The sequence below is a fragment of the Campylobacter lari genome (assembly GCF_004357905.1).
GTDB classification, from domain to species: Bacteria; Campylobacterota; Campylobacteria; order Campylobacterales; family Campylobacteraceae; genus Campylobacter_D; species Campylobacter_D lari_D.
In genome coordinates this window covers 179,555-202,506 of sequence record NZ_SMTT01000001.1, presented here as the reverse complement: position 1 = coordinate 202,506, position 22,952 = coordinate 179,555, and the positions used below count along the sequence as shown (strand labels likewise).

Here is a 22,952-nt window from a genome sequence, read left to right as displayed (position 1 = left end):
TAAACTTCCTTTTAACTAAATCAAATATAATTTTAAAAAATTAATATTTAAAGATTTTTTATGAATTATACAAAATTACAAGAATTATTGATCAATTTTATAAAAGAACAAGCAAGAGATAAAAATCTCATCTTAGGTTTAAGCGGTGGGATAGATTCGGCTTTAGTAGCTCATCTTTGCAAAAAAGCAGTAGGTGAAAAACTTTTTGTGCTTTTAATGCCTACAAAACATTCTAAAAAAGAAAATTTAGATGATGCGTTAATGCTATGTGATCATTTGCAAATTCATCACAAGATCATTTATATTGATGAAGTACTTTGTGCTTATGAAAAAATTTGTCAAGACTTAAACCCTTTACGCTTTGGAAATTTAGCTGCAAGAGTGCGTATGAGCTTGCTTTATGATTATTCAGCCTTGCATAATGCTTTAGTGGTAGGCACTTCTAATAAAAGTGAACTTATGCTTGGTTATGGAACTATTTATGGGGATTTAGCTTGCGCTTTTAATCCTTTAGCTACACTTTATAAAAGTGAAGTTTTTGAGCTTGCTAAATTTATAGGTGTACATGAAAATTTCATACAAAAAGCCCCTAGTGCTGATCTTTGGCCAAATCAAAGCGATGAAAAAGATCTTGGCTATAAATATGAAGTTTTAGATGAAGTTTTAAAAGCTTTAGAAAATAATCAAAGTTTGGAAAATTTTGATGAAAATTTAAAAAATTTAATCTTAGAGCGTATGCAAAATAATGCCTTTAAAAGAAAACTTCCAACAACATTAAAGAATACATATGACTTGGCTTGATCGGTATTTTTTTAAACCTAATTTTTTGCAAAAAATTCTAGCCTTTTTGCTTTTACCTTTTAGCTTTTTATATATGATTATAGCTATTTTAAATACTAAATTTAAAAAAGAACTTGATTTTAATTTACCCATTATAAGCATAGGTAATCTAACCCTAGGAGGCAATGGAAAAACTCCCATTTGTAAAGCCATAGCTGCTGAATTTGAAAATTGTTTTATCATCTTAAGAGGCTATAAAAGACAAAGCAAAGGCTTAATCATCGTTAAACACAAAGATAAAATTTTATGCAGCATTAAAGAAAGTGGCGATGAAGCTATGGAGTATGCACTTACAAAGCACATTAGTGGAGTGATAGTAAGTGAAGATAGAGTTAAAGGCATACAAAAAGCTATCGAGCTTGGAGCAAAAATCATACTTTTAGATGATGCTTTTTCTAAATTTCATATTAAAAAACTTAGTATTTTATTACAAAGCAAAGATGAGCCTTTTTTTGATTTTACCCTACCTAGCGGGGCTTATCGTTTGCCAAAATCTTTTGCTAAAAGGGCTGATTTTATAGCTAAAGAAAATGAAGATTTTGTGCGTTATTCTCATGTAAAAGAAAATCAAAAAGCTATTTTAATAAGCTCTATTGCAAAGCCTTTTAGATTATATGAGCATTTTATCAAAGCTAGGGCTTGTTATTTTTTTGCTGATCATTACACTTTTCAAAAAGAAGAATTAGAAAAACTTTTAAAAAAACACAATTGTGATACCTTAATGCTAACCTTTAAAGACTATGTGAAAGTAAAAGATTTTGGCTTTAAAACAGAATTAATTCATCTTGATATTGTTTTAAAAGACGGCTTTAAGCAAATTTTGCAAGATTATATTGATAAATTTAACAATAAGGAAAAAAATGTTACTACACTCAACCCAAGATAAAAATCACCAAGTAAGCTTTTCAAAGGCCTTACTTAGCCCTAGTGCACCTAATAATGCTTTATATGCACCACTTAATCTACCAAAGCTTGATAATGAAGCTTTAAAAAATTTAAACTACAAAGAATTAGCCTTAAAAATCATCGCAGCTTTTGATTTTGATTTAGAGCCTGAAGTTTTTGAAAAAGCTTTGAAAACTTATGAGAGTTTTGATGATAAAACCTGCCCTATTAATTTAAGAAAAATTAATGATAAGCTTTATATTAATGAATTATTTCATGGGCCAACAAGAGCTTTTAAAGACATGGCATTGCAGCCTTTTGGCGTGCTTTTAGAATACTTAAAAAAAGATGATGATTTTTTAATCATGTGTGCTACAAGTGGCGATACAGGGCCTGCTACGCTAAAAAGCTTTGAAAATAAAAAAGGCATAAAAGTAGTTTGCATTTACCCAAATGAAGGCACAAGCAAAACTCAAGCTTTACAAATGACACACTCAAATGCAAGCAATTTAAAATCCATAGCCATTGAAGGTAATTTTGATGATGCGCAAAATGCTCTAAAAACACTTTTAAATGATGAAGATTTTAAAAATACTTTAAAAGAAGAAAAGTTAAGTCTAAGTGCTGCAAATTCAGTTAATTTTGGAAGAATACTTTTTCAAATCATCTATCATTATTATGCTAGTTTGAAAATTGATAAAACAATTGATATCATCATTCCAAGTGGAAATTTTGGCGATGCTTTGGGAGCTTATTATGCTAAAAAAATGGGAGCAAATATAGGTAAAATTAAAATTGCTTCCAATTCAAACAATATCTTAAGTGAGTTTTTTAATACAGGCAAATATGATTTAAGAAATAAAAGCTTACAAAAGACTATTTCTCCTGCTATGGATATACTCATATCATCAAATATAGAAAGATTGCTTTTTGATAAATTTAAAGATGAACGCACCAAAGAACTTATGCAAGCTTTAAAGAATGAAAAATATTATGAGCTTAGCCAAAAAGAACTAAAGCTTTTACAAGAAGACTTTGAAGCTGATTTTTGCAATGATGATGAGTGTATGCAATATATCAAACAATACAGCCACTTAGGACTTTTAGATCCTCACACTTGCACTTGCTTTAAAATGCTTGATTCTAACACCACGACACTCATCACTTCCACAGCACAATGGAGTAAATTTACCCCAAGTATGTATCAAGCAATTTATAACAAAGAATGTCAAGATGAACAAGCTTGTATGCAAGAACTTGCAAAAGAATTTAAGCAAGAAATTCATCCAAATATTGCAAGCTTATTTACAAGCACTCAAAAACAAAATCAAGTTTACAAACTCAAAAATCTAAAACAAACTATTATAGAATGGATAAAACAATGATAATCATACCAGCAAGATTAAAATCAAGTCGTTTTAAAAATAAAATTTTATGTGAGATTGATAATTTACCTATGTTTATTTATACAGCTAAAAAAATGCAAGAAGTTGATGAAGTGTATGTGGCACTTGATGATGAAGAGGTTTTAAAAATAGCACAAAAACACAATATAAAAGCAGTTTTAACAAGCAAAAATCATGAAAGTGGCACTGATAGGATCAACGAAGCTTGTCAAATTTTAAAACTAAATGAAAATGAGCTAATTATTAATGTCCAAGCTGATGAGCCTTTTATAGAAACACAAAATATTAAAGATTTTAAAGAATTTAGCCAAAAAGCTTTTGAAGATGAGCTTTGTTTTATGAGTAGTTGCTACAAAGAAGTAGATGCGAAAGCTTGTGATGATCCAAATTTGGTTAAAGTAGTTACTGATAGTAATGATTATGCTTTATATTTTTCAAGATCTAAAATTCCTTATGAAAGGGCAAATTATAAACAAAATTTTAAAGCCCACCTTGGAATTTATGCATATAGGGTTAAAAATTTACAAGAATTTTGTACTTTGAAAAACTCAGCTTTGGAAGAATGTGAAAAATTAGAACAATTAAGAGCCTTAGAAAATGGCAAAAAAATCAAAATGTTAAAAATACAAAGTCAAAGCATAGGTATAGATACAAAAGAAGATTATGAGAAAGCTTTGGCTAAATTTGGAGTTAAAAAATGAAAAAAATACTTTTTTTACTAAGCTTGTTTTTTACACTTCATGCAAAAGAATTAATCGTAGGTATGGAACTGGCCTACCCTCCTTTTGAAATGAGTGATACTAAAGGCAATCCAAGTGGTATTAGTGTAGAGTTTTTACAAGCCTTTGCCAAAGAAAAAAACTATGATTTAAAAATTCAAAACATAGCTTGGGATGGACTTATACCTGCTTTAAGAACTCAAAAAATAGATCTAATCATGTCTTCTATGAGTATAAGCGAGCAAAGAAAAAAAGTAATAGATTTTACCTTGCCTTATGCTAAGGCAAATTTAGCGATATTAAGCGCTAAAAAATCAAATATTAATTCCATAGAAGATTTAAATCAAAAAGGAAAAATCCTTGCTTTAAAAAGAGGTTCAAGTGCGCATTTATATGCTCAAAAAAATCTTAAAAATGCAAAAATCCTAGTATTTGATAAAGAAAATGCAGCTATTTTAGAAGTCATTCAAGCAAAAGCTGATGCTTTTATTTATGATCAAATGAGTATTTATAAAGCATGGAAAAAACATCCTGAGCAAACAAAAGCTATTTTTACCCCTTTTGAAAAAACACCTGAGCAATGGGCCATAGCTTTAAATAAAAACAATACCAAATTAAAAGAAGAGCTCAATGAGTTTATTTTAAAATCTAAAAAAAATGGTCTTTTTGATAAACTAAGTCAAAAATATCTCAAAGATATGCAAGAAGTTTTCAAAGAACAAAAGCTTGAGTTTTTCTTTTAAGAAAAACTCTTTTCAAGCTTTCTTGAAAACATAGAAATAGGTAAAGTTAAAACCAAATAACAAAGCGCTAAGGGAATATAAATTTCTAAAGTAGAAAAGGTAAAAGCATTAATTTCTTGAGCATTTTGAGTTAATTCTGAAATAGCTATAACGCTTAAAAGAGAGCTATCTTTGATCAAATTACTAAGTTGTCCACTTAGTGGTGCTAAGATATTTTTTAAAGCTTGAGGAAAAATCACACTTTTATAAATTTCAAACTCACTCAAACCCAAAGCCTTAGCACTTTCATATTGCATTTTATCAACACTTAAAATCCCTGCTCTAAATATTTCACAAATATAAGCACTAGCAAATAAAGCTAAAATCAAAACTCCACAAACATAGCGATTATCAAGCCCCAAGTTATCTGCAAAAATATAATAAATCAATAAAATTTGCACTAGCAAAGGTGTGCCTCTAATAAGCTCTATAAAAACTCTTGCAAACATATTAAAAAGCACGATTTTACAAAGAATCATATAACACAAAATCAAAGCAAAAATCACACCTACAATCAAAGACAAAACACTAATAAAAAAACTCGTAAAAAAACCTTGTATCATTTTGTTTTTATACTCATAAATTGCCATAAAATCAAAATTATAACTAGCACTTAAAAAAGATAAATAAAAAAATAAAAACAATAAAAATGCTAGCAAAAAGGCATTAATAGCAAACACCTTTGGACTGATTTTTTTATGCTCATTAAATTTATTACGCACTATAAAAAGATGATTCAATTCTAGCCTTTATTTTTTATCAAATTTTTTAAGTTTTTCATCATTTAAACTAAGTTCCATCTTACGAATTTCTTCCTCACCGCTACGGACTAATTTTTTATCATATTTAAAATACTTATTTTTAATTTTATTTGGATATTCTAAAGAATTAAGTAGATATTTAAATAAATTTATCCTTGCTTTCTTTTTACTATCTGAATTAATGATCACCCAAGGACATTTTGGTGTATTAGAAGCTAAAAGCATAGAATATTTTGCTAGAGTGTATTTATCCCATAATTCTTGTGATTTTTCATCAACAACAGAAAGTTTGTATTGTTTTAGCGGATCTGTTCTCCTTTGCTCAAAACGCCTTTTTTGCTCTTGTTTGGAAACTGAAAAATAAAATTTAAAAAACAAAATTCCACTATCAAGTAGCATTTCTTCAAAAGAAGACACCTCACGCAAGAATTTTTTATGCTCATTTGGAGTACAAAAGCCCATCACAGGTTCCACCCCTGCTCTATTATACCAAGATCTATCAAAAATTACTATCTCTCCTGCTGCAGGCAAATGTGTCACATAACGCTGAAAATACCACTGAGTTCTTTCCACATCACTTGGTTTTTCAAGTGCTACCACACGACAACCTCTAGGATTTAAATGTTCAATTAATCTTTTAATAGCACCACCTTTTCCTGCTGCATCACGCCCTTCAATTAAAATCAAAACTTTTAATCCTTTATCTTTGACATGATTTTGAAATTTTAAAAGCTCAATTTGTAATCTTCTAAGCTCGCTTTCATACTCAAGTGTTGATTTTTTCACTTTAATAAGAGTAAATTTATCCTTATCCATAACAAACTCCTTAATTTAGGATAATTATTAACTTAAATTTACCACAAATAAGTAAAATAAAACAAATTTAATTTTCAATTTCAAGGAGAAAAATGCGTTTTTTAGCGGTATTTTTTATTTTTTTAAATTTAGCTTTTGCTAATAATGGAGTATTATCACTCAATGAAGCCTTTAAACTCAATACTCACAGCAATAATCAAGGAATTTTTTTAAAAATCAATCTTGCAGATAGAATTTATCTTTATAAAGATCAAATCAAAGTAGAATTAGACTCTAATGATATTACTTCTTTATTAAATTTCCCACAAACTCAAACTAGAGAAAACAAAGAAGTAATTTTTAGCCAACTTGAACTTTTCATACCTCAATTATTATTAGATGATTTTATTAAAAACAACAAAGCAAAACTTTCCCTAGCTTATCAAGGTTGTTCAGAAGAAGGTTTATGCTATCGTCCTGTATATGTAAATTATGAGCTTAATAAACAAAATGGAATTTATACTATAAAATCAACTAAAGATCAATTTAAAAAGCAAAACGAAGATGAGCAAATTGCTAATGATTTAAGCACACAAAATATATTTATCACACTTTTGACTTTCTTTGGTTATGGCTTATTACTAGCATTTACTCCTTGCATTTTACCAATGATACCTATTCTTTCTTCATTAATTGCAATGAAGCTCAAAGACAAACCATCTAAAAAACATAGCTTTTATTTATCTTTTATCTATGTCTTTTTTATGTCTTTAGCTTATGCTATAGCAGGTGCTTTAGTAGGCCTTGCAGGGGCTAATGTACAAGGTTTATTACAACAACCTTGGATTATCATTACTTTTGCAGGCATTTTTGTATTACTTTCACTTTCTATGTTTGGACTTTATGAATTACAATTACCGCTTAAATTTCAAAATTTTATCAATAAAAAAATAGAAGGTAAAAATGGAGTTTTTGGTATAGCTATCATGGGCTTTTTATCAGCTCTTATTGTAGGACCTTGCGTGGCTGCACCTTTAGCAGGAGCTTTGCTTTATATTACTAATAGTGGTGATGTATTTTTGGGAGGACTTTCTTTATTTGTGATGAGTTTTGGTATGGGCATGCCTTTACTCTTAATAGGTCTTGGAGGAAATCTTTTAAAAAGTGGGGCTTGGATGCTTAAAATAAAGATTTTCTTTGGTTTTATCATGCTCATTATGGCAGTTTGGATGCTAGAAAGAATACTTAGTGCAAATATCATTTTAATACTTTATGGGGTTATAGGGGTATTTTTTGCTAGTTTTATGGGTTTATTTGATGAAGCTAAAACTAATTTTGATAAATTTAAAAAAGCGAGTATGATTTTAGTTTTAACTTACAGTTTAAGCCTAATTTTAGGCGGCTCAATAGGTTCAAAAAGCTTGCTAAAACCTCTTGAGTTTAACCTTACTTCAAAAGAAAATAGCCCTAGTTTAAGTTTTAAAACCATCAAAAATTTAAAAGAGCTTGAGCAAGAATTACAAAATTCTACCAAACCAGTCATGCTTGAATTTACAGCCGCTTGGTGTGAAAACTGCAAACTCTTAGAAGAATATACTTTTACAGATACAAAAGTACAAAATTTACTTGCTAACTACACACTTTTAAAAGCAGATGTAACACATAATAGCCAAGAAGATTTAGCTCTTATGAAAGAATTTGGAGTTTTTGGGCCTCCTGTGATGATATTTTTTAACAAAGGCGAGGAAAAAGGACGCGTTATAGGCTATGTAGATGCAAATGAATTTTTAAATAGAGTTCCTTAAAAGACTCTATTTAAAATTAATTTTATTTCAAAAAACCTTTCAATCCTTCAAGCTGATATTGCCATAGTTTTTCTATAAAAATTTTAAGTTTTATTGCTAAAAAACCACTAATTGGTTTATGTAAAACCGTGCCAACTGCATAATCTTTTCCGATTGAACAAACGGTATTTCCACTCACAAAAGAAAATTCTTGTTTAAATTCTTTCTCATCAATCATAGCCATTAAAGCTTTAGCTACATAAGCTCCTTCTCTTAATGCAAGCTGGGCTGTTGGAGGATAAGGAGTGTTAGTTTTAGGATTTTTAAATAAACTATTATCGCCTATAAAAAAGTATCTTGATGAATTTTCAACATTTAATGGATGCATAAAAGCATCTACTTCTATACGCGATCTTGCACTTGGAAAATCTGAGCTATTTTCTATAACACTATTACCTCTAACTCCTGCAGTCCAAATGATAGTATTAGCTTTAACAAATTCTCCCCCATCAAGTCTTATACCATTTTTTTCACATTCTGTGATTTTAGATTTTTCATATACTTTCACACCAAGTGTCTCTAGCCTTTGCCTTGCTTTTAAAGCCAAACTTTTATCAAACATAGGTAAAATTTGATCCATAGCTTCAATAATAGAAAGTTCTAATTTCTCATAAGAAATTTGCTCTTTTTGACAAAATATTTTAAGCTCTTTAGCTAAAGAAGCTACAAATTCAACCCCGCTTAAGCCCCCGCCACAAACTGCGATTTTTAAATCATCTTCATTTTGGGTGGCTTTATAATTTTTTATTTTCTCATATATTATTTCATTAATTTTTAAAGCATTTTCATAATTATCTATACTCAAAGCATATTCTTGCATGCCTTTAATACCAAAAGTTTCTTTGGCAAAACCAAGCCCACATACTAAAATATCAAAGTCAAATTCATTATTTTTAGTAAAAACTTTGTCTTTAGAAATTTTTAAAACTTCATCTTGGATAAAGTTGATTTTTGGATTTAATAAAGGCAAAAGATCATATTTTGAACTATAAATATCTTCATTGGAAGCTACTTTGTGTAGTAAAATAGTATGATAATGATAAGAATTATTATTAATCAAACTCACTTGTGCTTTTTCAAAAAACTCATCAGGTAAGGCTTTTATAGCCGATAAAGTAGCATATCCTGCACCTAAAAACAAAATTTTCTTTTTTTGCATGGATTTTCCTTTAATTTGATAAAAAAATAAATAAAAATTTGGCATAATGGTATTATTTTTTATCTTAAAATATTTTTTATTTAAATTTAGCAAGGAAAAAGCATGCAAAGACAAACTTGGAGTAATACGCTAACTTATATCCTTACAGTAGCAGGAGCGACTATTGGTTTTGGAGCCACTTGGCGTTTTCCATATTTAGTGGGTGAAAATGGAGGCGGTGCTTATGTTTTGGCCTTTTGTATAGCTATGATTTTTATAGGAATTCCTGTGATTTTGGTCGAAAATGTCATAGGAAGACGCAGAATGCTAAATTCAGTCGATGCTTTTGGCGGAAAAACAAACGATGGAGTTAAAATATCTAATTCTTGGCAAGGTGTTGGCTATATGGGACTTTTGGGAAGTTTTGGAATCATGGCTTATTATATGGTAATAGGCGGATGGGTTTTAGCTTATATTTTTAAAATCATCATAGGTGATTTTAATCTTTCAAGTCCCATTAACGCTCAATATACAAGCGAATTTTATAGCTCTACCATAGAAAATAATCCTTTATTAATAGGAATTTTTACTACTATATTTGTGATAATTAACTGGATTATCCTAAAAAAAGGTGTGATTGATGGCATAGAAAAGTCAGTAAAATACCTTATGCCATTTTTATTTATCTGTCTTTTGGTTGTTGTTGCGCGCAATTTAACTCTTGAAGGAGCAAGCGAAGGTGTGAAATTTTACCTTACTCCTGATCTTTCTAAAATCACTCCTAAATTGTTTATAGATGTTTTAGGACAAGTATTTTTTGCCTTATCTTTGGGTTTTGGTGTAATGATAACCTTATCATCTCACCTTAAGAAAAATGAGAATTTAATCAAAACTTCTGTTTATACAGGAATTTTAAACACCCTCATAGCAGTGCTTGCTGGATTTATGATTTTCCCTGCTTTATTTAGCGTAGGTTTAACCCCTGATAGTGGGCCATCTTTGGTTTTTAAAACCTTGCCCGTTGCATTTTCACATATACCTTTTGGAAGTATAATTTGCGTGTTTTTCTTTTTGCTTTTAATCATCGCTGCACTTACTACAAGCTTACCAATTTATCAAGTAATCATTAGTGTTTTAGAGGAAAAATTTAAACTAGCTAAAAATACCGCTATTAATCTAACACTTGGAAGTATTTTTGTTTTAGGGAATTTACCATGTATACTTACCTATGGTCCTTTAAGAGATATTACTATCATCAAAGGAAAAAATATTTTTGATAGCTTTGATTTTATTAGTGGAAATATATTCTTTGTTTTAACCGCATTTTTTTGTTGTATTTATGTAGGTTGGGTGCTTAAAAAAGATGCTATTTATGAACTTTCCAATCAAAATACCCTAAAAGGAAGTATTTTTAAACTATGGTATTATTATGTTAAATTTATTATACCTTTGATTATCTTAGTGATTTTTTATTTTGGAATTTTTTAATTTATACTCACAACGCTTTAGCATGCTTATATTTCCTTCAAGACCTCCTTGATGGATATATAAGATTTTTCCACCAAATTGCTCTTTATGAGCTAATAAAGTTTTAAAACCCACCATATCATAAAGCAAATCAAACTCCACTCCACATTCTTTTTTTAAATCCTTATAAAGCTCATAAAATTCTAAATAAGGCTTAGCAAAATGATATTTTTTAGGTGAATTTAATATGGTTAAATTACCAAAATCATAATTTGGCTCTAAGCTTAAAATTTGCTCTTTTAAATATGCACTATCGCCCACACAAGCACATGTAAAAACTTTAAATTTACTATGTTTAGCCAAAAAAGCCGCAGAAGTTCCTGTACCTGAAGGTAAAAAAATACTTACAGTTTCACTTAACTGCTCACTAAGCTCTAAGGCTAGTTGCTGGTATCCAAATTCAGCTTCTTTTATAGCCACACCCTCTTCTATAAAAATATCATCATCTTTTTTCAAGGCTAAAGCTTGCAGTCTTCTTGTGGGATAATTTATATTTTCTATCAACTTCACATTGTGTTTTAATGCAAATTCTAAATTTCCATGGGGATTTTCTTTTAAAAAAGAACTCATTTTTTCACAAACAAAAATGAGCAAAAAATCATTTTCGTAACAAAACTTAGCTAAAGCAACTAAAGCATTACTTTGAGAGGAGCCAAAAGAAATAAATCTTTGTCCTTTTTTAAATAAATGTTTATTTTTTTCAAAAAAGGTTAGTTTTCTAGCCTTATTTCCATTAATATAACCTAGTAAATCATCTCTTTTGAGTAAAAATTCAAAATCCTTGTATTTTAAAACATCAATTCTACTTGCTATCAAGGTATTTTTCAACCTTTTCTAAAGCATTATTTGTATTGATATTAAACTTAATCTCTATTCTACGACTTGCCTCTTTGTCTTCTTTACCATCTTTCATAATCACATCAGAATAAGATCTACCACTTGCCATTAAAAGTTTTTGCAATCTTGGATCTTTGTAAAATGAGTGTATAAAACTCATCACAGCATAAGCTCTTTTTTGTGATAAATCAAGATTATATATATAAGAGCCTGCACTATCTGTGTGACCTTCTATGACTATATTTTCTATACTATTTAAGATATTTTCATCTTTTAAGATATTGTCAAAATACTGTGTTAAAATTGCCTTTAAATTCTCTTTTGCTTGAGCTTTTAGAGTAAAAGAATTTGTATCAAAAAGCACTTCAGAAGGTAAAACTATCGCACCTGTATTAGAATCTAAGGTAATATTAGTATCAAATTTTGCTTGAAGATTTTTGATGGTATTTTCTTTGATTAATCCTAGTTCTTTGATTTTGCTTTTCGCCTCATCAAAATTACGCTCTAATTCTTTGATTTCCTCATCTTTTTTATTTAATCTTTCAAGTAAAGCAAAAATTTGCTGATCTTTTTCATCTAAACTTGAATTTAAATCTTGATTAAGTTTAGTAATATTAGCTTCTAAAGCTTGTTTTTGTTTGCTGATATTATCAAGCGTACTTGAGGTATTACTTAATTTTTGGCTAAGACTTTTTAAAATATCTTCTTTTTGATTTAATTCTTCTTTATTCTCTCTTAAGCGTTCTTCTTGTTTTTGCAAATTTTCTTTTATGATTTGTAAATCACTTTGAGTTAAAACATACTTAACAACTATAGCTCCAATAAGCAAAATAAATATAAAAAGCAAGCCTGCCATTAAATCTGCATAAGCTATCCAAAAATTATTTTCTTCATTGCTAGAATTATTTTTTATCATCTATTTTTTCATCTTCTTTTTGATTTTCAAGCTTTGCAATAACTTGTGTGGTTTGCTCATCTAATTCTTTGCTTTCTTCTTTAAATTCTTGCATTAGTGAAATTTTTTCGTCAATATTTTTTTCATCTTCATAAGCTTCTTTAAAAGTATGCATGCCCTCTATAATACTTGCCCTAAAGCCTTCAAAAAGCTTAGTTTGATTATCAAGCATAAGATTTTGATATTTTTCAATATTATTTGAAAAATTATTTACCTTTTCATCTAAAGCACTCACACTTTTATCTAAATGCACAATCTTATCTGAACTCACATCTAAGAGTCTATTATATTGCTCTGAAATTCTTAAGGTTAAATCTTTTATGTTTGAATTTAACATATTTACCGCATTTGCAATCTCGCTATAAGTTTTAACTATATCTTTTTGCTCTCTTTGGGTTTTAGATAAATCACTCATAGTTTGTTTTACATGCTCACTGCTTAATCTTACAGCTTTTTCTTCAGCATTTACAAGTTCTTGAAAAACTTTGAATTTTCTATCTATTGTATTATCTAGTTCTTTAAAAAATTCCTCATTGCTTACATGTTCAAAAATCGTGCCTATTTTTTCAAAATGTTGCAAACTTTCTTGAAGGTATTTTCTATCAATTTCTTCTTTAGACCAAAAAAAATCGCTTGTTGCGTTTTTTTGACGATTTAGAAGTTTTTGGAATTTACTACTACCGTATTTTTCAAAAAATATCCACCAAAGTGCTAAGAAAATTCCATAAATTGATACATAAAAGGCTGTTCCTACTCCATTTAATAAAACTGAAATCTCTTGTTCTAAGCCTGCTGTGTCGCTTGAATTAAAATTTGGCATAGACATGGCTATACTTATAAAAGTTCCTAAAATACCAAGCATAGGAAAAATAGCTGCACCCACAGAAGCAAAATTTTCATTTCTCAAATCTTTCACATAAGCATATGCGAAATCATCAAAGCTAGCATTTGACTTTGTTTCTTTACCTATAACTAAAAAATGCTTCATAATATAGCGTTTTAATATCAGCTTAAACTCATCTTTTTGTTGCTCAAAAATACTTGAAGCATAATCAGCACTATGTCTAGCAAAGATCAAAGCCACTAAAAAGATAATCCCTATCATTACAACACTATGTAATTCTACTTTAAAATCAATCTTTCCAAAATACCCTAAAAGCACTAAAATATACAATATGGCAGGGATAAAAATAATCTTTAAATAAGCAACAATTCCTGTACTACCTTTTCCTTCAGGTAATACAAGATCAGAAAAATCATCAGTTGTTTTAACTTCCATTTTATAAACCTTTGTTAATTTTACTCTAAAAATTTAAAATCTTCACAGGAAAATCAACTAAGAGTTATAAAACTCTTAGTTTCTATCGATACAATTTAAATCGCTAAAAGCGCACTCTAAGCGTTTGATCATACTCTCTTCGCCCGCTCTAAGCCATACTCTTGGATCATAATATTTTTTATTTGGCTTATCTTCTCCATCTGGATTACCAATTTGGCCTTGCAAATAAGCTTTATTTTTAAGCTCATACTCTCTAACACCATCCCAAAAAGCCCATTGTGTATCTGTATCAATATTCATTTTAATTACACCATAGCTAAGTGCTGCTTTGATATCCTCTATATCGCTACCACTACCACCATGGAAAACAAAATTGATTGGTTTATCTTCACCAAGATTGAATTTTTCTTTTACATAATTTTGAGAGTTTTTAAGAATTTCAGGTCTTAAAATCACATTTCCTGGTTTATATACTCCATGTACATTACCAAAACTAGCTGCAATTGAAAATCTATCACTAATTTTAGAAAGTCTCTCATAAGCTAATGCTACATCTTCAGGCTGAGTGTATAATTTTGCATTATCAATATTAGTATTATCCACTCCATCTTCTTCACCACCCGTACATCCTAGCTCAAGCTCTAAAGAAATTCCAAGCTCAGACATTTGTTTTAAATAATTCTCACAAGTGCCTAGATTACTTTCTAAATCCTCTTCACTTAAATCAATCATATGAGAGCTAAACAAAGGCTTACCTGTTTCTTTTTTAAACTCAATATTTGCTTCAATCAAAGCATCAATCCAAGGAAGTAATTTTCTAGCAGCATGATCTGTGTGTAAAATTACTGGAACTCCATAAGCTTTTGCCATTAAATGCACATGTCTTGCACCACTTATAGCACCAAGCACATCAGCTTTTGGACAAGCTTTTCCTGCTACAAATTTAGCTCCACCATTTGAAAATTGAATAATCACAGGTGAATTAACTTTTTTAGCACTTTCTAAAACCGCATTAATAGAATTTGTCCCCACGACATTTACCGCAGGGATAGCAAATCCTTCTTTTTTTGCATAATTATATACGGTATTTAGATCATCGCCACTTAAAACACCTGGTTTGACAAGATCTAATACACCCATTATTTATATTCCACTTTTGCTTTTTGACGAAGCTCTTGAGCTTTTTTATTCATAAGTTCTTTAAATTCTTCCATTTTGATATTGCTTTCAATACCTGCTTTTACTTCATTATAACTCATAGTACTTTTCGCTCTAGCATCTTCTTTTAAAATAATATGATATCCAAAATCACTTTTTACTGGTGTTTTAGAAATAGTACCTTTTTTCATAGAAAAAGCTGCATCAGCAAATGGTTTTACCATAGTTGATTCAGCAAACCATCCAAGATCACCGCCTTGAGCCGAAGAACCTTTGTCGATTGATTTTTCTTTTGCAAGTTGAGCAAATTTATCATTTAAAGCTTTTCCACTTAACTTACTAAGCTCGGCAATAATATCTTTAGCTTCTTTTTCACTAGTTACCAAAATATGCTTAGCTTTTACTTGAGCTGGTTTAGTAAATTTATCTTTATTTGCTTCATAGTATTTTTTAGCCTTAGCATCATCATTTTTGATAGAATCAAAAATTTTCTTTTGATAGATATTTACCATGATAGCTTCTTTAGCACGCTCTAATTCTTCTTTATATGAAGGATCATTTTCTATTTTTTGAGCTTTAGCGTCTTTTAATACAAGTTGTTGGATGATATATTGATCAATGATTGCTTTTTTTTGTTCAGCTGGTAAGTCAGTGATTTTAGCACCTCTTAACATAGGAGCAAAAAACTCATTTACTTCTGTATCGCTAATATTGTTTCCATCAAGGGTGGCAACCACCGCAGCATTTAAACTCAAACCTGTTAATAAAGCCGCAGCAACTAAAGAAATTTTTTTCATTGTTTTTCCTTTGAAATAGTTTTGTTGATTTTATTATATCTAAACTTTATTTAAAGCCGATTAACATACAATAAGTTTATGAAAAGAAATTTAGAAATTAAAGAATTATTTTTAAAACATTTTGGACAAGCAAAAACAGAATTAGTTTTTAGTAATGCTTATGAACTTATAGTTTGTGTTATGCTTTCAGCTCAATGTACTGATAAAAGGGTTAATCTCATCACACCTGCTTTATTTAAAGCTTACCCTAGTGTGCAAGATTTAGCTAAGGCAAATTTATCTTCTTTAAAACTTTTGATTAATTCTTGCTCATTTTATAATAATAAAGCACAAAATTTAATCAAAATGGCTCAAGCAGTTTGCGAGCAATTTAATGGTGAAATTCCAATGGACGAGCAAGATTTGAAAACTCTAGCAGGTGTAGGACAAAAAACTGCACATGTAGTGATGATAGAATGGTGCGGGGCTAATTGCATGGCTGTAGATACCCATGTATTTAGAGTTTCGCATAGACTTAATCTTAGCAAAGCCAAAACTCCTGAAGAAACCGAAAAAGACTTAACTAAAATTTTTAAAGATAATCTAAACTATCTTCATCAAGCTATGGTGCTTTTTGGGCGTTATACATGTAAAGCTAAAAATCCTTTATGCAAAGAGTGCTTTTTAAATCATTTATGCAAAAGTAAAGATAAGAAAATTTAATCTAGCACCAATTTAGTGCTAGATGATTTTAATGAAAGAATGGTAGATACAAAAAAGCATTGATCACTAAAGCATTTACTATATCTATGAAAAACGCACCCACTAAAGGTACAATAATAAATGCCATATGGCTCATACCATAGTGATTTGTTACAGTTTGCATATTTACCATAGCTGTTGGAGTAGCGCCCAAACCAAAACCACAATGTCCTGCTGCTAAAACTGCTGCGTCATAATCTTTTCCACATACCCTAAAAGTGATAAATATAGCATAAGCAGCCATCATAGCAACCTGAACAGCTAAAATTACCAACATCGGTAGTGCAAGAGTTACTAAATCCCAAAGATTAATAGTCATTAGAGCTAAAGCTAAAAATAAAGATAAGCTTACATTACCCAAAACTGATACTTCTCTATCAAATACATGATGAATTTTTGTAGCTGATAAAACATTTCTTAAAACCACACCTACAAAAAGACAATACACAAAAGTTGGTAAAGTAAAACCTGTATTTGTTTTAATATAAGTAGACAAAGCACTACCTATTAATAAACATAAAGCAATTAATGCCAAAGATTCTATAAAAGAAGAAGGTGTGATTAGTCTTTCTTTTTCTGGAGACTGGAAATTTAAAATCGCATCTTTATCATCATTTTGCTTTGGAACTACTAACTTATATTTATTGACTAAATATCTTGCAACAGGCCCACCTATGATACCACCTGAAATAAGCCCAAAAGTAGCACAAGCAATAGCAACAGTAGTTGCACTAGAGTAAAAATAAGGTTCTTTAATAAATTCAGCTGCCCATGCTGCACCTGTTCCATGACCGCCACTCATTGTAACAGAACCTGCTATAAGTCCCATTAGTGGATTTTGCCCCATAGCACTTGCCACACCTATGCCAACTATATTTTGTGCAAAAAGCAAGCCAACAACAACAACTAAAAAAATTGCTAATTTTCTTCCACCCTTTTTTAAAGAAGCAAAATCAGCTAACAAACCAATACTTGAAAAAAATGCAAGCATTAAAGGATCTTTCATAGATTCATCAAATTTAATATCCAATGAGAAGAAACTATGTAAGATCAAAAGAATAATCGCAGCAATCCCACCACCAACAACTGGCTCAGGGATATTATAATCACGAAGAAATTTTACCCTTTTAATGACAAATACGCCTAAAAGCAATACTATAACCATAGTAACTAGCGTTGCATAAAAATCAAATTTCATAATTCTCCTTTGTTTGATTTATTTATCAATTGTATTCTAAATGACTTTAAAACAACGCAAATAAACAACACTCTTTTCTTATAATATTACAAAATGAAACACTTTTAGTCTTTTTTACTCTGAAATTAAAACAATATTGTGATATAAATTAATATTTTTAAGCAAAGATAGCTTTGCTCTGCTAAGCTCTTGGAGTGAATTTATAAGCAAAGCGTCCGCATCAAGATAATCTTTTAGTTCACTGCGACCTAATTCATATTTTTCTAAATATAGCTGTGTAATTTTTTCTTGATTAATATTGATATTTTTTACTAATTTTAACAAATCATTATAATACTTGTCATTTTCATAACAAAAATTAAATTCATGGATAGTTCTTTGTAATACATCTTTATATTCAACCAAACGAGCTTGGTATGTTAATTCAGAAATTTTTACATTTTGTTTTACTCTATAAAAGTCCAAAAATGGTAAGTCAATGGCGACATTGCCTCCTAAAATTAAAAATTTAAAACTCTCATCAATATTCTTATTATTCCCATCTAAATTTCCCAATATTTTTATGCTAGGTAAAATACTTTTTTGCACACTTGTATAATCCTTGTAAGAAGCCATAAGTTGATTTAGTTTTGCTTGAACTTGTGGTCTATAAGCAAGCATTTTTAATTCTATATCAAAATTAATTTTTTGCAAAGAAAAATCTTCAAGAGTATAATTTAGCATTTTATTAATCAAATGCTCATCATCTTTACCCAGTAAGTCTTTTATATTTTTAAGAGTTAAGTCTTTATTTTGTAAATTTGTAATGATATTTTGTTTAGTGTTTAATAAAGATTTTTTAATATTTAAAAGATCTATATATTCAACTTTTCCATAATTAAGTTTAGTAGTATAAATTTCTAGCATTTGCTCTAGATTTTTTAAATGTTTGTTTAATAAATGATCTACATCATTGAAATAAATAAATTCAAAAATACTATTTATCGCTAAATTAATCGTATCAAGCTCTAAAGAGCGTAACTCATACTCACTTGCTTTTGCTAAAAATTCAGAACTAGCAACTTGATCTGAAATTTTGCCATATATATCAAGCTCATAATTTAACATAATGCCATTTGAAAAACTATGCGTTTTTGTGCCATTGTTTAAATTTTTTCTTATATTTGCACCAAAATTTCCACTCAAAGTAGGATAAAGATCTAAATTTAAAAGCTTATATCTAGCTAAAGTACTTAAAAAATTAACCCTTGCTATATTTAAGTCTTTATTATTATCAATAATAGCTTTTAAGATATTATTTAAGTCTTGATTGTTATATTTTTCCCACCAAGCCTTGCTTGCGTTAAAATCTTCAAAATATTCTTTTTTTATTTGTTCTTGAGATACTTGTTCTAATTTTACTCCTACGCAGGCATTTAAAAAAAAGGCTATAAAAAATAATAAAAATATTCTCATCTCATTCCTTTGATAAAGCACTAATAGGATTTAAATTTGCTGCATTTTTTGCTGGGAAAAATCCAAAAACCACTCCGATTAAAACCGAACTTAAAAGCCCTAAAAATACCGAATTTAATGAAAGTATCATCGTAAAACCAAAATTTAAAGAATTAAATACTTCAATGATGATAAAAGAAAGTATTACTCCAAAAATAGCCCCTAAAGAACAAATCAACACAGCTTCGATTAAAAACTGCATTAAAATATCTTCTTTTCTAGCTCCAATAGCCATTCTAACTCCAATTTCTCTTGTGCGCTCACTTACTGAAACAAGCATGATATTCATCACACCAATACCACCTACTATCAAAGATACCACTGCAATAGAAGAAATAAGTAAAGTCAAAGTAGCAGTATTTTCCTCAATGGCATTTTTAATCGCGTCAGAATTTATAGTAAAAAAATCTTTTTTTCCGCGTTTAATCTCTAAAATTTTTACCATAGCTTCTTCAGCCAAAGCAGGATTTACCTCATCTTTTACCTTAGTTACTATAGCTCTTATTTGTTTATCTCCTGTGATTTTATTCATCAAAGTAGAATAAGGAGTATAAATTTTAATGGTATTTTCATCAGCTCTAAAGCCTTTATTATCTCTTTCTTTTTTTAAAACACCAACTATAGTTAAAGGTTGCTTGTTAAAAATCACGCTTTTACCTAAAACATCTTTAACGCTGATATTATCAAATAAAATTCTCAAAGCATTTTCATCTATAATGCAAATATTAGTATTATCTTTTATATCTTCATTATTAATAAACCTACCATCTACCATCACAAAACCTCTAAGTCTTAGATGATTTGGTCCTACTCCATAAATTCTAGCTTGTAAAGAATTATTCTTATAAGTTACCACCCCTATTTTACCCACATCTGCTTCTACTGCTTCTAAATAAGGCAAAGAACTTAAGGTTTTTAAATCACTTAAATTAAGCCTTGTTCTACCTGATCGAATATCTCCCAAGCCACGCCCTGAAACAACTTCTATAGTATTAGTCCCAATAGAGCTAATAGAAGCAAGTATGTTTTGTTGGGCTCCAAGCCCTAAAGCAACCACGCAAACTACTGAAGCTATGCCTATGATAATACCAAGCATAGTAAGCAAAGAGCGTAGTTTGTGTGCTACAATGGAAGCTATGGACATTTTTAAACTTTCAAAAAGCTGATTTTTAAGCAAATTAAAGCTTTTTTTCTCTTTTGGCATTAACTTAGTTTTTATTTCATCTGTTTTTTTTGCACCATTATCACTTATAATCTTACCATCTTTAATTTCTATAACTCTTTTTGCTCTAGCAGCTATTTCTCTATCATGAGTGACTAAAACTACGGTGTGTCCTTGCTCATTTAGTTTATTTAAAATTTCTAAAACTATCTTACCGCTTTTAGAATCAAGCGCACCCGTTGGCTCATCTGCTAAAATAAGCTCACCACCATTCATCAAAGCTCTTGCTATGGAAACTCTTTGCTGTTGCCCACCACTTAGTTCATTTGGCTTTGATAATTCTTTATGATCAAGCTCTAAAAAAGAAAGTAATTCTTTAGCCTTTTGCGATCTTTCTTGTTTATTTTTTCCTGCATAAACAGCAGGTAAGGCTACATTATCTTTAGCATTTAAAAGACTAAGCAAATTATATCTTTGGAAAATAAAACCAATTTTTTCGCGTCTAATTCTTGCTTTTTCATCTTTGCTTAAATTAGTTACTTCATATGCATCTAAAAAGTATTTTCCACTACTTGGCTCATCAAGTGTGCCTATAATATTTAAAAGAGAGGTTTTACCACTTCCTGATTGTCCTATAATGGCTACAAATTCTCCCTTTTGAATATAAAGATTAATATTTTCTAAAATAGTTGTATTATTAATCTTTTTTTGTATATTTTCTAAGCGTATCATTTTTTATTTTTACCTATGATAACTAAATCACCCTCATTAATACCATCTAAAATTTGAGTATTTAAACTATCTTTGATACCTAATTTAACAGGTGTTTTTACACTTATATTATTGGCTTTTAAAATTTCTACATAATAACCACTTGTATCGCTTTTTATAGCCAAAGTTGGTATAACTAAAGTATTATTTTCTGTTTTAATAGCAATTTCATTTTCTGTACTCATACCTATGCGTAAAAAATTATTATCATTTTTTACAAAAACCCTTGCATAATAATATACAGCGCTAGTGCTAGTACTTGAGTTTGAGTTTAAATTTGTATTGCTTGTTGCATCACTTATGGTAGTATTTGCTGGATCTATACTTGAAATAGTTGCTTCATATTTTTTATCAGGCTCATTTAAAATGCTAAATTTTACCTTTTTTCCAACACTGATTTTATTAATATCAGCTTCAGCTATTTGCATACGAATTTCCATTTCACTTAAATCGGCCAAGCGCACTATACTTGGTGTATTTTGGTTTGCATTTACAGTTTGCCCCTCTTCAACTGCTACATTGATAATCTCACCCTTACTAGGTGCAGTTATAGTAGTATAAGCTAAATCTTTTTGAGCATTTTTTAAAGAAATTTCAAGTTGAGTAGTTTGAGCTTTTAAATCAGCCACATTTGCTCTTAAGGCATAAAAAGTATTTTTAAGATTTTCAAGATTTTCTAAAGAGGTAGCCTTTTTAGCATAAAGCTTTTGCTCTCTTTGGTATTGTTTAGTAGCTATATCAAGAGCAATTTTTTTACTTTCTAAATTTGCCTTTGTGCTTTCAAGTCTAGCTTTGGTAATATCTAAATCATTTTGTTGTTTATCTTTATCAATTTGCGCGATTAAATCACCCTCATTAATACGATCGCCCAATTTTACATATAGTTTAGTAATTTGCCCACTAACTTGTGCACCAACATCAACTTGGGTTTTTGCATAAACTTCACCTATTGCTTCTATGCTTTGAGTAATGTCTTGTTTTTTAACCTCATAAGTTAGATAATTATATTCTTCCTTATTTGCAAAAAAGTAAAAATACACCCCTATAATAAGTATAATCAAAAATATGCTTAAATAAATTATTTTTTTCATTTTAATCCTTTAAAAACCGCATAATAAAACATTTGTGTGAAGTAAAAATAAAATTGTAGCAATAAAATATAATTTTAACAATTTTAAAGCTTATAAGATATAAGATAAATTAAACTAAAAATAAGGAAATTATATGCAAGATTATTTAAATTTAATGCAAAATCGCTCTTCCATTAGAGCATATACTCAAGAAAAAATTTCTAGAGAGAACTTAGAATATATCTTAGAATGTGCTAGATTATCTCCTAGTTCTTTAGGGCTTGAACCTTGGAAATTCTTAGTTTTTCAAAAAGATGAACATAAAAAAGAAATTGCCAAAATAGCTAACAATCAAAACCATGTAGCAAATTGTGCTGCTATTATTGTTGTGATCTCAAGAGCTGATTTTAAAGATTATTTTGAAGAAAAACTAAAAAAGCGTGGTTTAAGCCAAGAAGAATTAAATAAACGCTTGCAAACCTATAAGCCATTTTTAGACGCAATGGATTTAGAACAAAGTTTTATTTATGCAAAAGAGCAAAGTCATCTTGCCATTGCAAATATTATCAATGCTGCTTATAGTTTAAATTTAGGTTCGTGTATTATCGGTGGCTTTGATAAAGATAAAATCAATCAATATTTAAATTTAGACACTACCAAACAAAGAGTATCTATGCTCATTGCTCTAGGACATGCCCAAAAAAATTCTAGTACAGAAAAAGCTCGTTTTGCATTTAATGAAGTGGTAGAATTTAAAGATTAATCAAATATCAAAACTCCATTTAAATTTTAT

Annotated in this window: 21 protein-coding genes; 9 read left to right on the top strand and 12 right to left on the bottom strand. The window is 29.4% G+C overall.

What is annotated here, in order from left to right:
* The first annotated feature begins 60 nt into the window (after positions 1-60).
* From E2O22_RS01040 to E2O22_RS01020, 5 genes are read left to right on the top strand one after another with little or no spacing between them, the layout of a single operon-like run.
* A complete protein-coding gene (locus E2O22_RS01040; RefSeq protein WP_133318836.1) occupies positions 61-801 on the top strand; it encodes an NAD+ synthase in 741 nt (246 codons plus the stop codon).
* Positions 788-1,726 (top strand): tetraacyldisaccharide 4'-kinase, encoded by a 939-nt coding sequence (locus E2O22_RS01035; protein ID WP_133318835.1) that lies wholly within the window; start codon positions 788-790, stop codon positions 1,724-1,726. The genes E2O22_RS01040 and E2O22_RS01035 overlap by 14 nt, the downstream gene beginning before the upstream one ends.
* Positions 1,701-3,110 carry a threonine synthase gene (gene thrC / locus E2O22_RS01030; protein ID WP_133318834.1) on the top strand — a complete coding sequence of 470 codons (1,410 nt, stop codon included), beginning with the start codon at positions 1,701-1,703 and terminating at the stop codon, positions 3,108-3,110. The genes E2O22_RS01035 and thrC overlap by 26 nt, the downstream gene beginning before the upstream one ends.
* Positions 3,107-3,832 (top strand): 3-deoxy-manno-octulosonate cytidylyltransferase, encoded by a 726-nt coding sequence (gene kdsB / locus E2O22_RS01025; RefSeq protein WP_133318833.1) that lies wholly within the window; start codon positions 3,107-3,109, stop codon positions 3,830-3,832. Before thrC ends, kdsB begins: the two co-directional genes overlap by 4 nt.
* On the top strand, positions 3,829-4,593 hold the full coding sequence (locus E2O22_RS01020) for a transporter substrate-binding domain-containing protein (RefSeq protein ID WP_133318832.1): 765 nt from the start codon (positions 3,829-3,831) through the stop codon (positions 4,591-4,593). Before kdsB ends, E2O22_RS01020 begins: the two co-directional genes overlap by 4 nt.
* Here the strand turns inward: E2O22_RS01020 and E2O22_RS01015 are convergent.
* A complete protein-coding gene (locus tag E2O22_RS01015) occupies positions 4,590-5,372 on the bottom strand; it encodes an amino acid ABC transporter permease (RefSeq protein ID WP_133318831.1) in 783 nt (260 codons plus the stop codon). The two genes, E2O22_RS01020 and E2O22_RS01015, sit on opposite strands and share 4 nt — an antisense overlap.
* 9 nt (positions 5,373-5,381) lie before the next feature.
* Positions 5,382-6,209, bottom strand: coding sequence for a polyphosphate kinase 2 (ppk2, locus tag E2O22_RS01010; protein WP_133318830.1), 828 nt, complete (start codon positions 6,207-6,209; stop codon positions 5,382-5,384).
* 92 nt (positions 6,210-6,301) lie between these two features.
* Here ppk2 and dsbD point away from each other — a divergent pair, with 92 nt between their 5' ends.
* The gene (gene dsbD / locus E2O22_RS01005) at positions 6,302-7,993 is read left to right on the top strand and encodes a protein-disulfide reductase DsbD (RefSeq protein WP_133318829.1); all 1,692 of its coding nucleotides are present in this window, start codon (positions 6,302-6,304) and stop codon (positions 7,991-7,993) included.
* Positions 7,994-8,015: 22 nt separating this feature from the next.
* On the opposite strand, the gene E2O22_RS01000 is transcribed toward dsbD, so the two are convergent.
* Positions 8,016-9,191, bottom strand: coding sequence for an NAD(P)/FAD-dependent oxidoreductase (locus E2O22_RS01000; RefSeq protein ID WP_165955256.1), 1,176 nt, complete (start codon positions 9,189-9,191; stop codon positions 8,016-8,018).
* 102 nt (positions 9,192-9,293) lie between these two features.
* Here E2O22_RS01000 and E2O22_RS00995 point away from each other — a divergent pair, with 102 nt between their 5' ends.
* The gene (locus tag E2O22_RS00995) at positions 9,294-10,658 is read left to right on the top strand and encodes a sodium-dependent transporter (RefSeq protein ID WP_133318827.1); all 1,365 of its coding nucleotides are present in this window, start codon (positions 9,294-9,296) and stop codon (positions 10,656-10,658) included.
* Here E2O22_RS00995 and E2O22_RS00990 read toward each other — a convergent pair.
* The 5 genes from E2O22_RS00990 to E2O22_RS00970 form a co-directional block, all read right to left on the bottom strand.
* Entirely contained in the window at positions 10,629-11,513 is an 885-nt protein-coding gene (locus E2O22_RS00990) for a 1-aminocyclopropane-1-carboxylate deaminase/D-cysteine desulfhydrase (RefSeq protein WP_133318826.1), read from the bottom strand. The genes E2O22_RS00995 and E2O22_RS00990 overlap by 30 nt on opposite strands.
* Complete coding sequence (locus E2O22_RS00985; protein WP_133318825.1) at positions 11,500-12,450, bottom strand: OmpA family protein; 951 nt, start codon at positions 12,448-12,450, stop codon at positions 11,500-11,502. The genes E2O22_RS00990 and E2O22_RS00985 overlap by 14 nt, the downstream gene beginning before the upstream one ends.
* Positions 12,437-13,768 carry a MotA/TolQ/ExbB proton channel family protein gene (locus E2O22_RS00980; protein ID WP_039626332.1) on the bottom strand — a complete coding sequence of 444 codons (1,332 nt, stop codon included), beginning with the start codon at positions 13,766-13,768 and terminating at the stop codon, positions 12,437-12,439. The genes E2O22_RS00985 and E2O22_RS00980 overlap by 14 nt, the downstream gene beginning before the upstream one ends.
* 75 nt (positions 13,769-13,843) lie before the next feature.
* Complete coding sequence (fbaA, locus tag E2O22_RS00975; RefSeq protein WP_133318824.1) at positions 13,844-14,908, bottom strand: class II fructose-bisphosphate aldolase; 1,065 nt, start codon at positions 14,906-14,908, stop codon at positions 13,844-13,846.
* Positions 14,908-15,723, bottom strand: a complete 816-nt coding sequence (locus tag E2O22_RS00970) for a peptidylprolyl isomerase (RefSeq protein ID WP_133318823.1) — start codon at positions 15,721-15,723, stop codon at positions 14,908-14,910. Before E2O22_RS00970 ends, fbaA begins: the two co-directional genes overlap by 1 nt.
* A gap of 78 nt (positions 15,724-15,801) precedes the next feature.
* Between E2O22_RS00970 and nth the strand changes: the two genes are divergently transcribed.
* Positions 15,802-16,425, top strand: coding sequence for an endonuclease III (nth, locus tag E2O22_RS00965; protein WP_133318822.1), 624 nt, complete (start codon positions 15,802-15,804; stop codon positions 16,423-16,425).
* A 28-nt stretch (positions 16,426-16,453) separates the two neighbouring features.
* Here nth and gltS read toward each other — a convergent pair whose 3' ends face one another.
* The 4 genes from gltS to E2O22_RS00945 all read right to left on the bottom strand — a co-directional run bounded on the left by gltS (position 16,454) and on the right by E2O22_RS00945 (position 22,180).
* Positions 16,454-17,662, bottom strand: coding sequence for a sodium/glutamate symporter (gltS, locus tag E2O22_RS00960; RefSeq protein WP_133318821.1), 1,209 nt, complete (start codon positions 17,660-17,662; stop codon positions 16,454-16,456).
* Positions 17,663-17,776: 114 nt separating this feature from the next.
* Positions 17,777-19,117 carry a TolC family protein gene (locus tag E2O22_RS00955; RefSeq protein WP_133318820.1) on the bottom strand — a complete coding sequence of 447 codons (1,341 nt, stop codon included), beginning with the start codon at positions 19,115-19,117 and terminating at the stop codon, positions 17,777-17,779.
* A gap of 1 nt (position 19,118) precedes the next feature.
* Entirely contained in the window at positions 19,119-21,050 is a 1,932-nt protein-coding gene (locus E2O22_RS00950) for an ABC transporter permease (RefSeq protein ID WP_133318819.1), read from the bottom strand.
* Positions 21,047-22,180 carry an efflux RND transporter periplasmic adaptor subunit gene (locus E2O22_RS00945; RefSeq protein WP_133318818.1) on the bottom strand — a complete coding sequence of 378 codons (1,134 nt, stop codon included), beginning with the start codon at positions 22,178-22,180 and terminating at the stop codon, positions 21,047-21,049. Before E2O22_RS00945 ends, E2O22_RS00950 begins: the two co-directional genes overlap by 4 nt.
* Before the next feature lie 133 nt (positions 22,181-22,313).
* On the opposite strand from E2O22_RS00945, the gene E2O22_RS00940 reads away from it, so the two are divergent.
* Entirely contained in the window at positions 22,314-22,922 is a 609-nt protein-coding gene (locus E2O22_RS00940) for an NAD(P)H-dependent oxidoreductase (RefSeq protein WP_133318817.1), read from the top strand.
* Positions 22,923-22,952 lie beyond the last annotated feature (30 nt).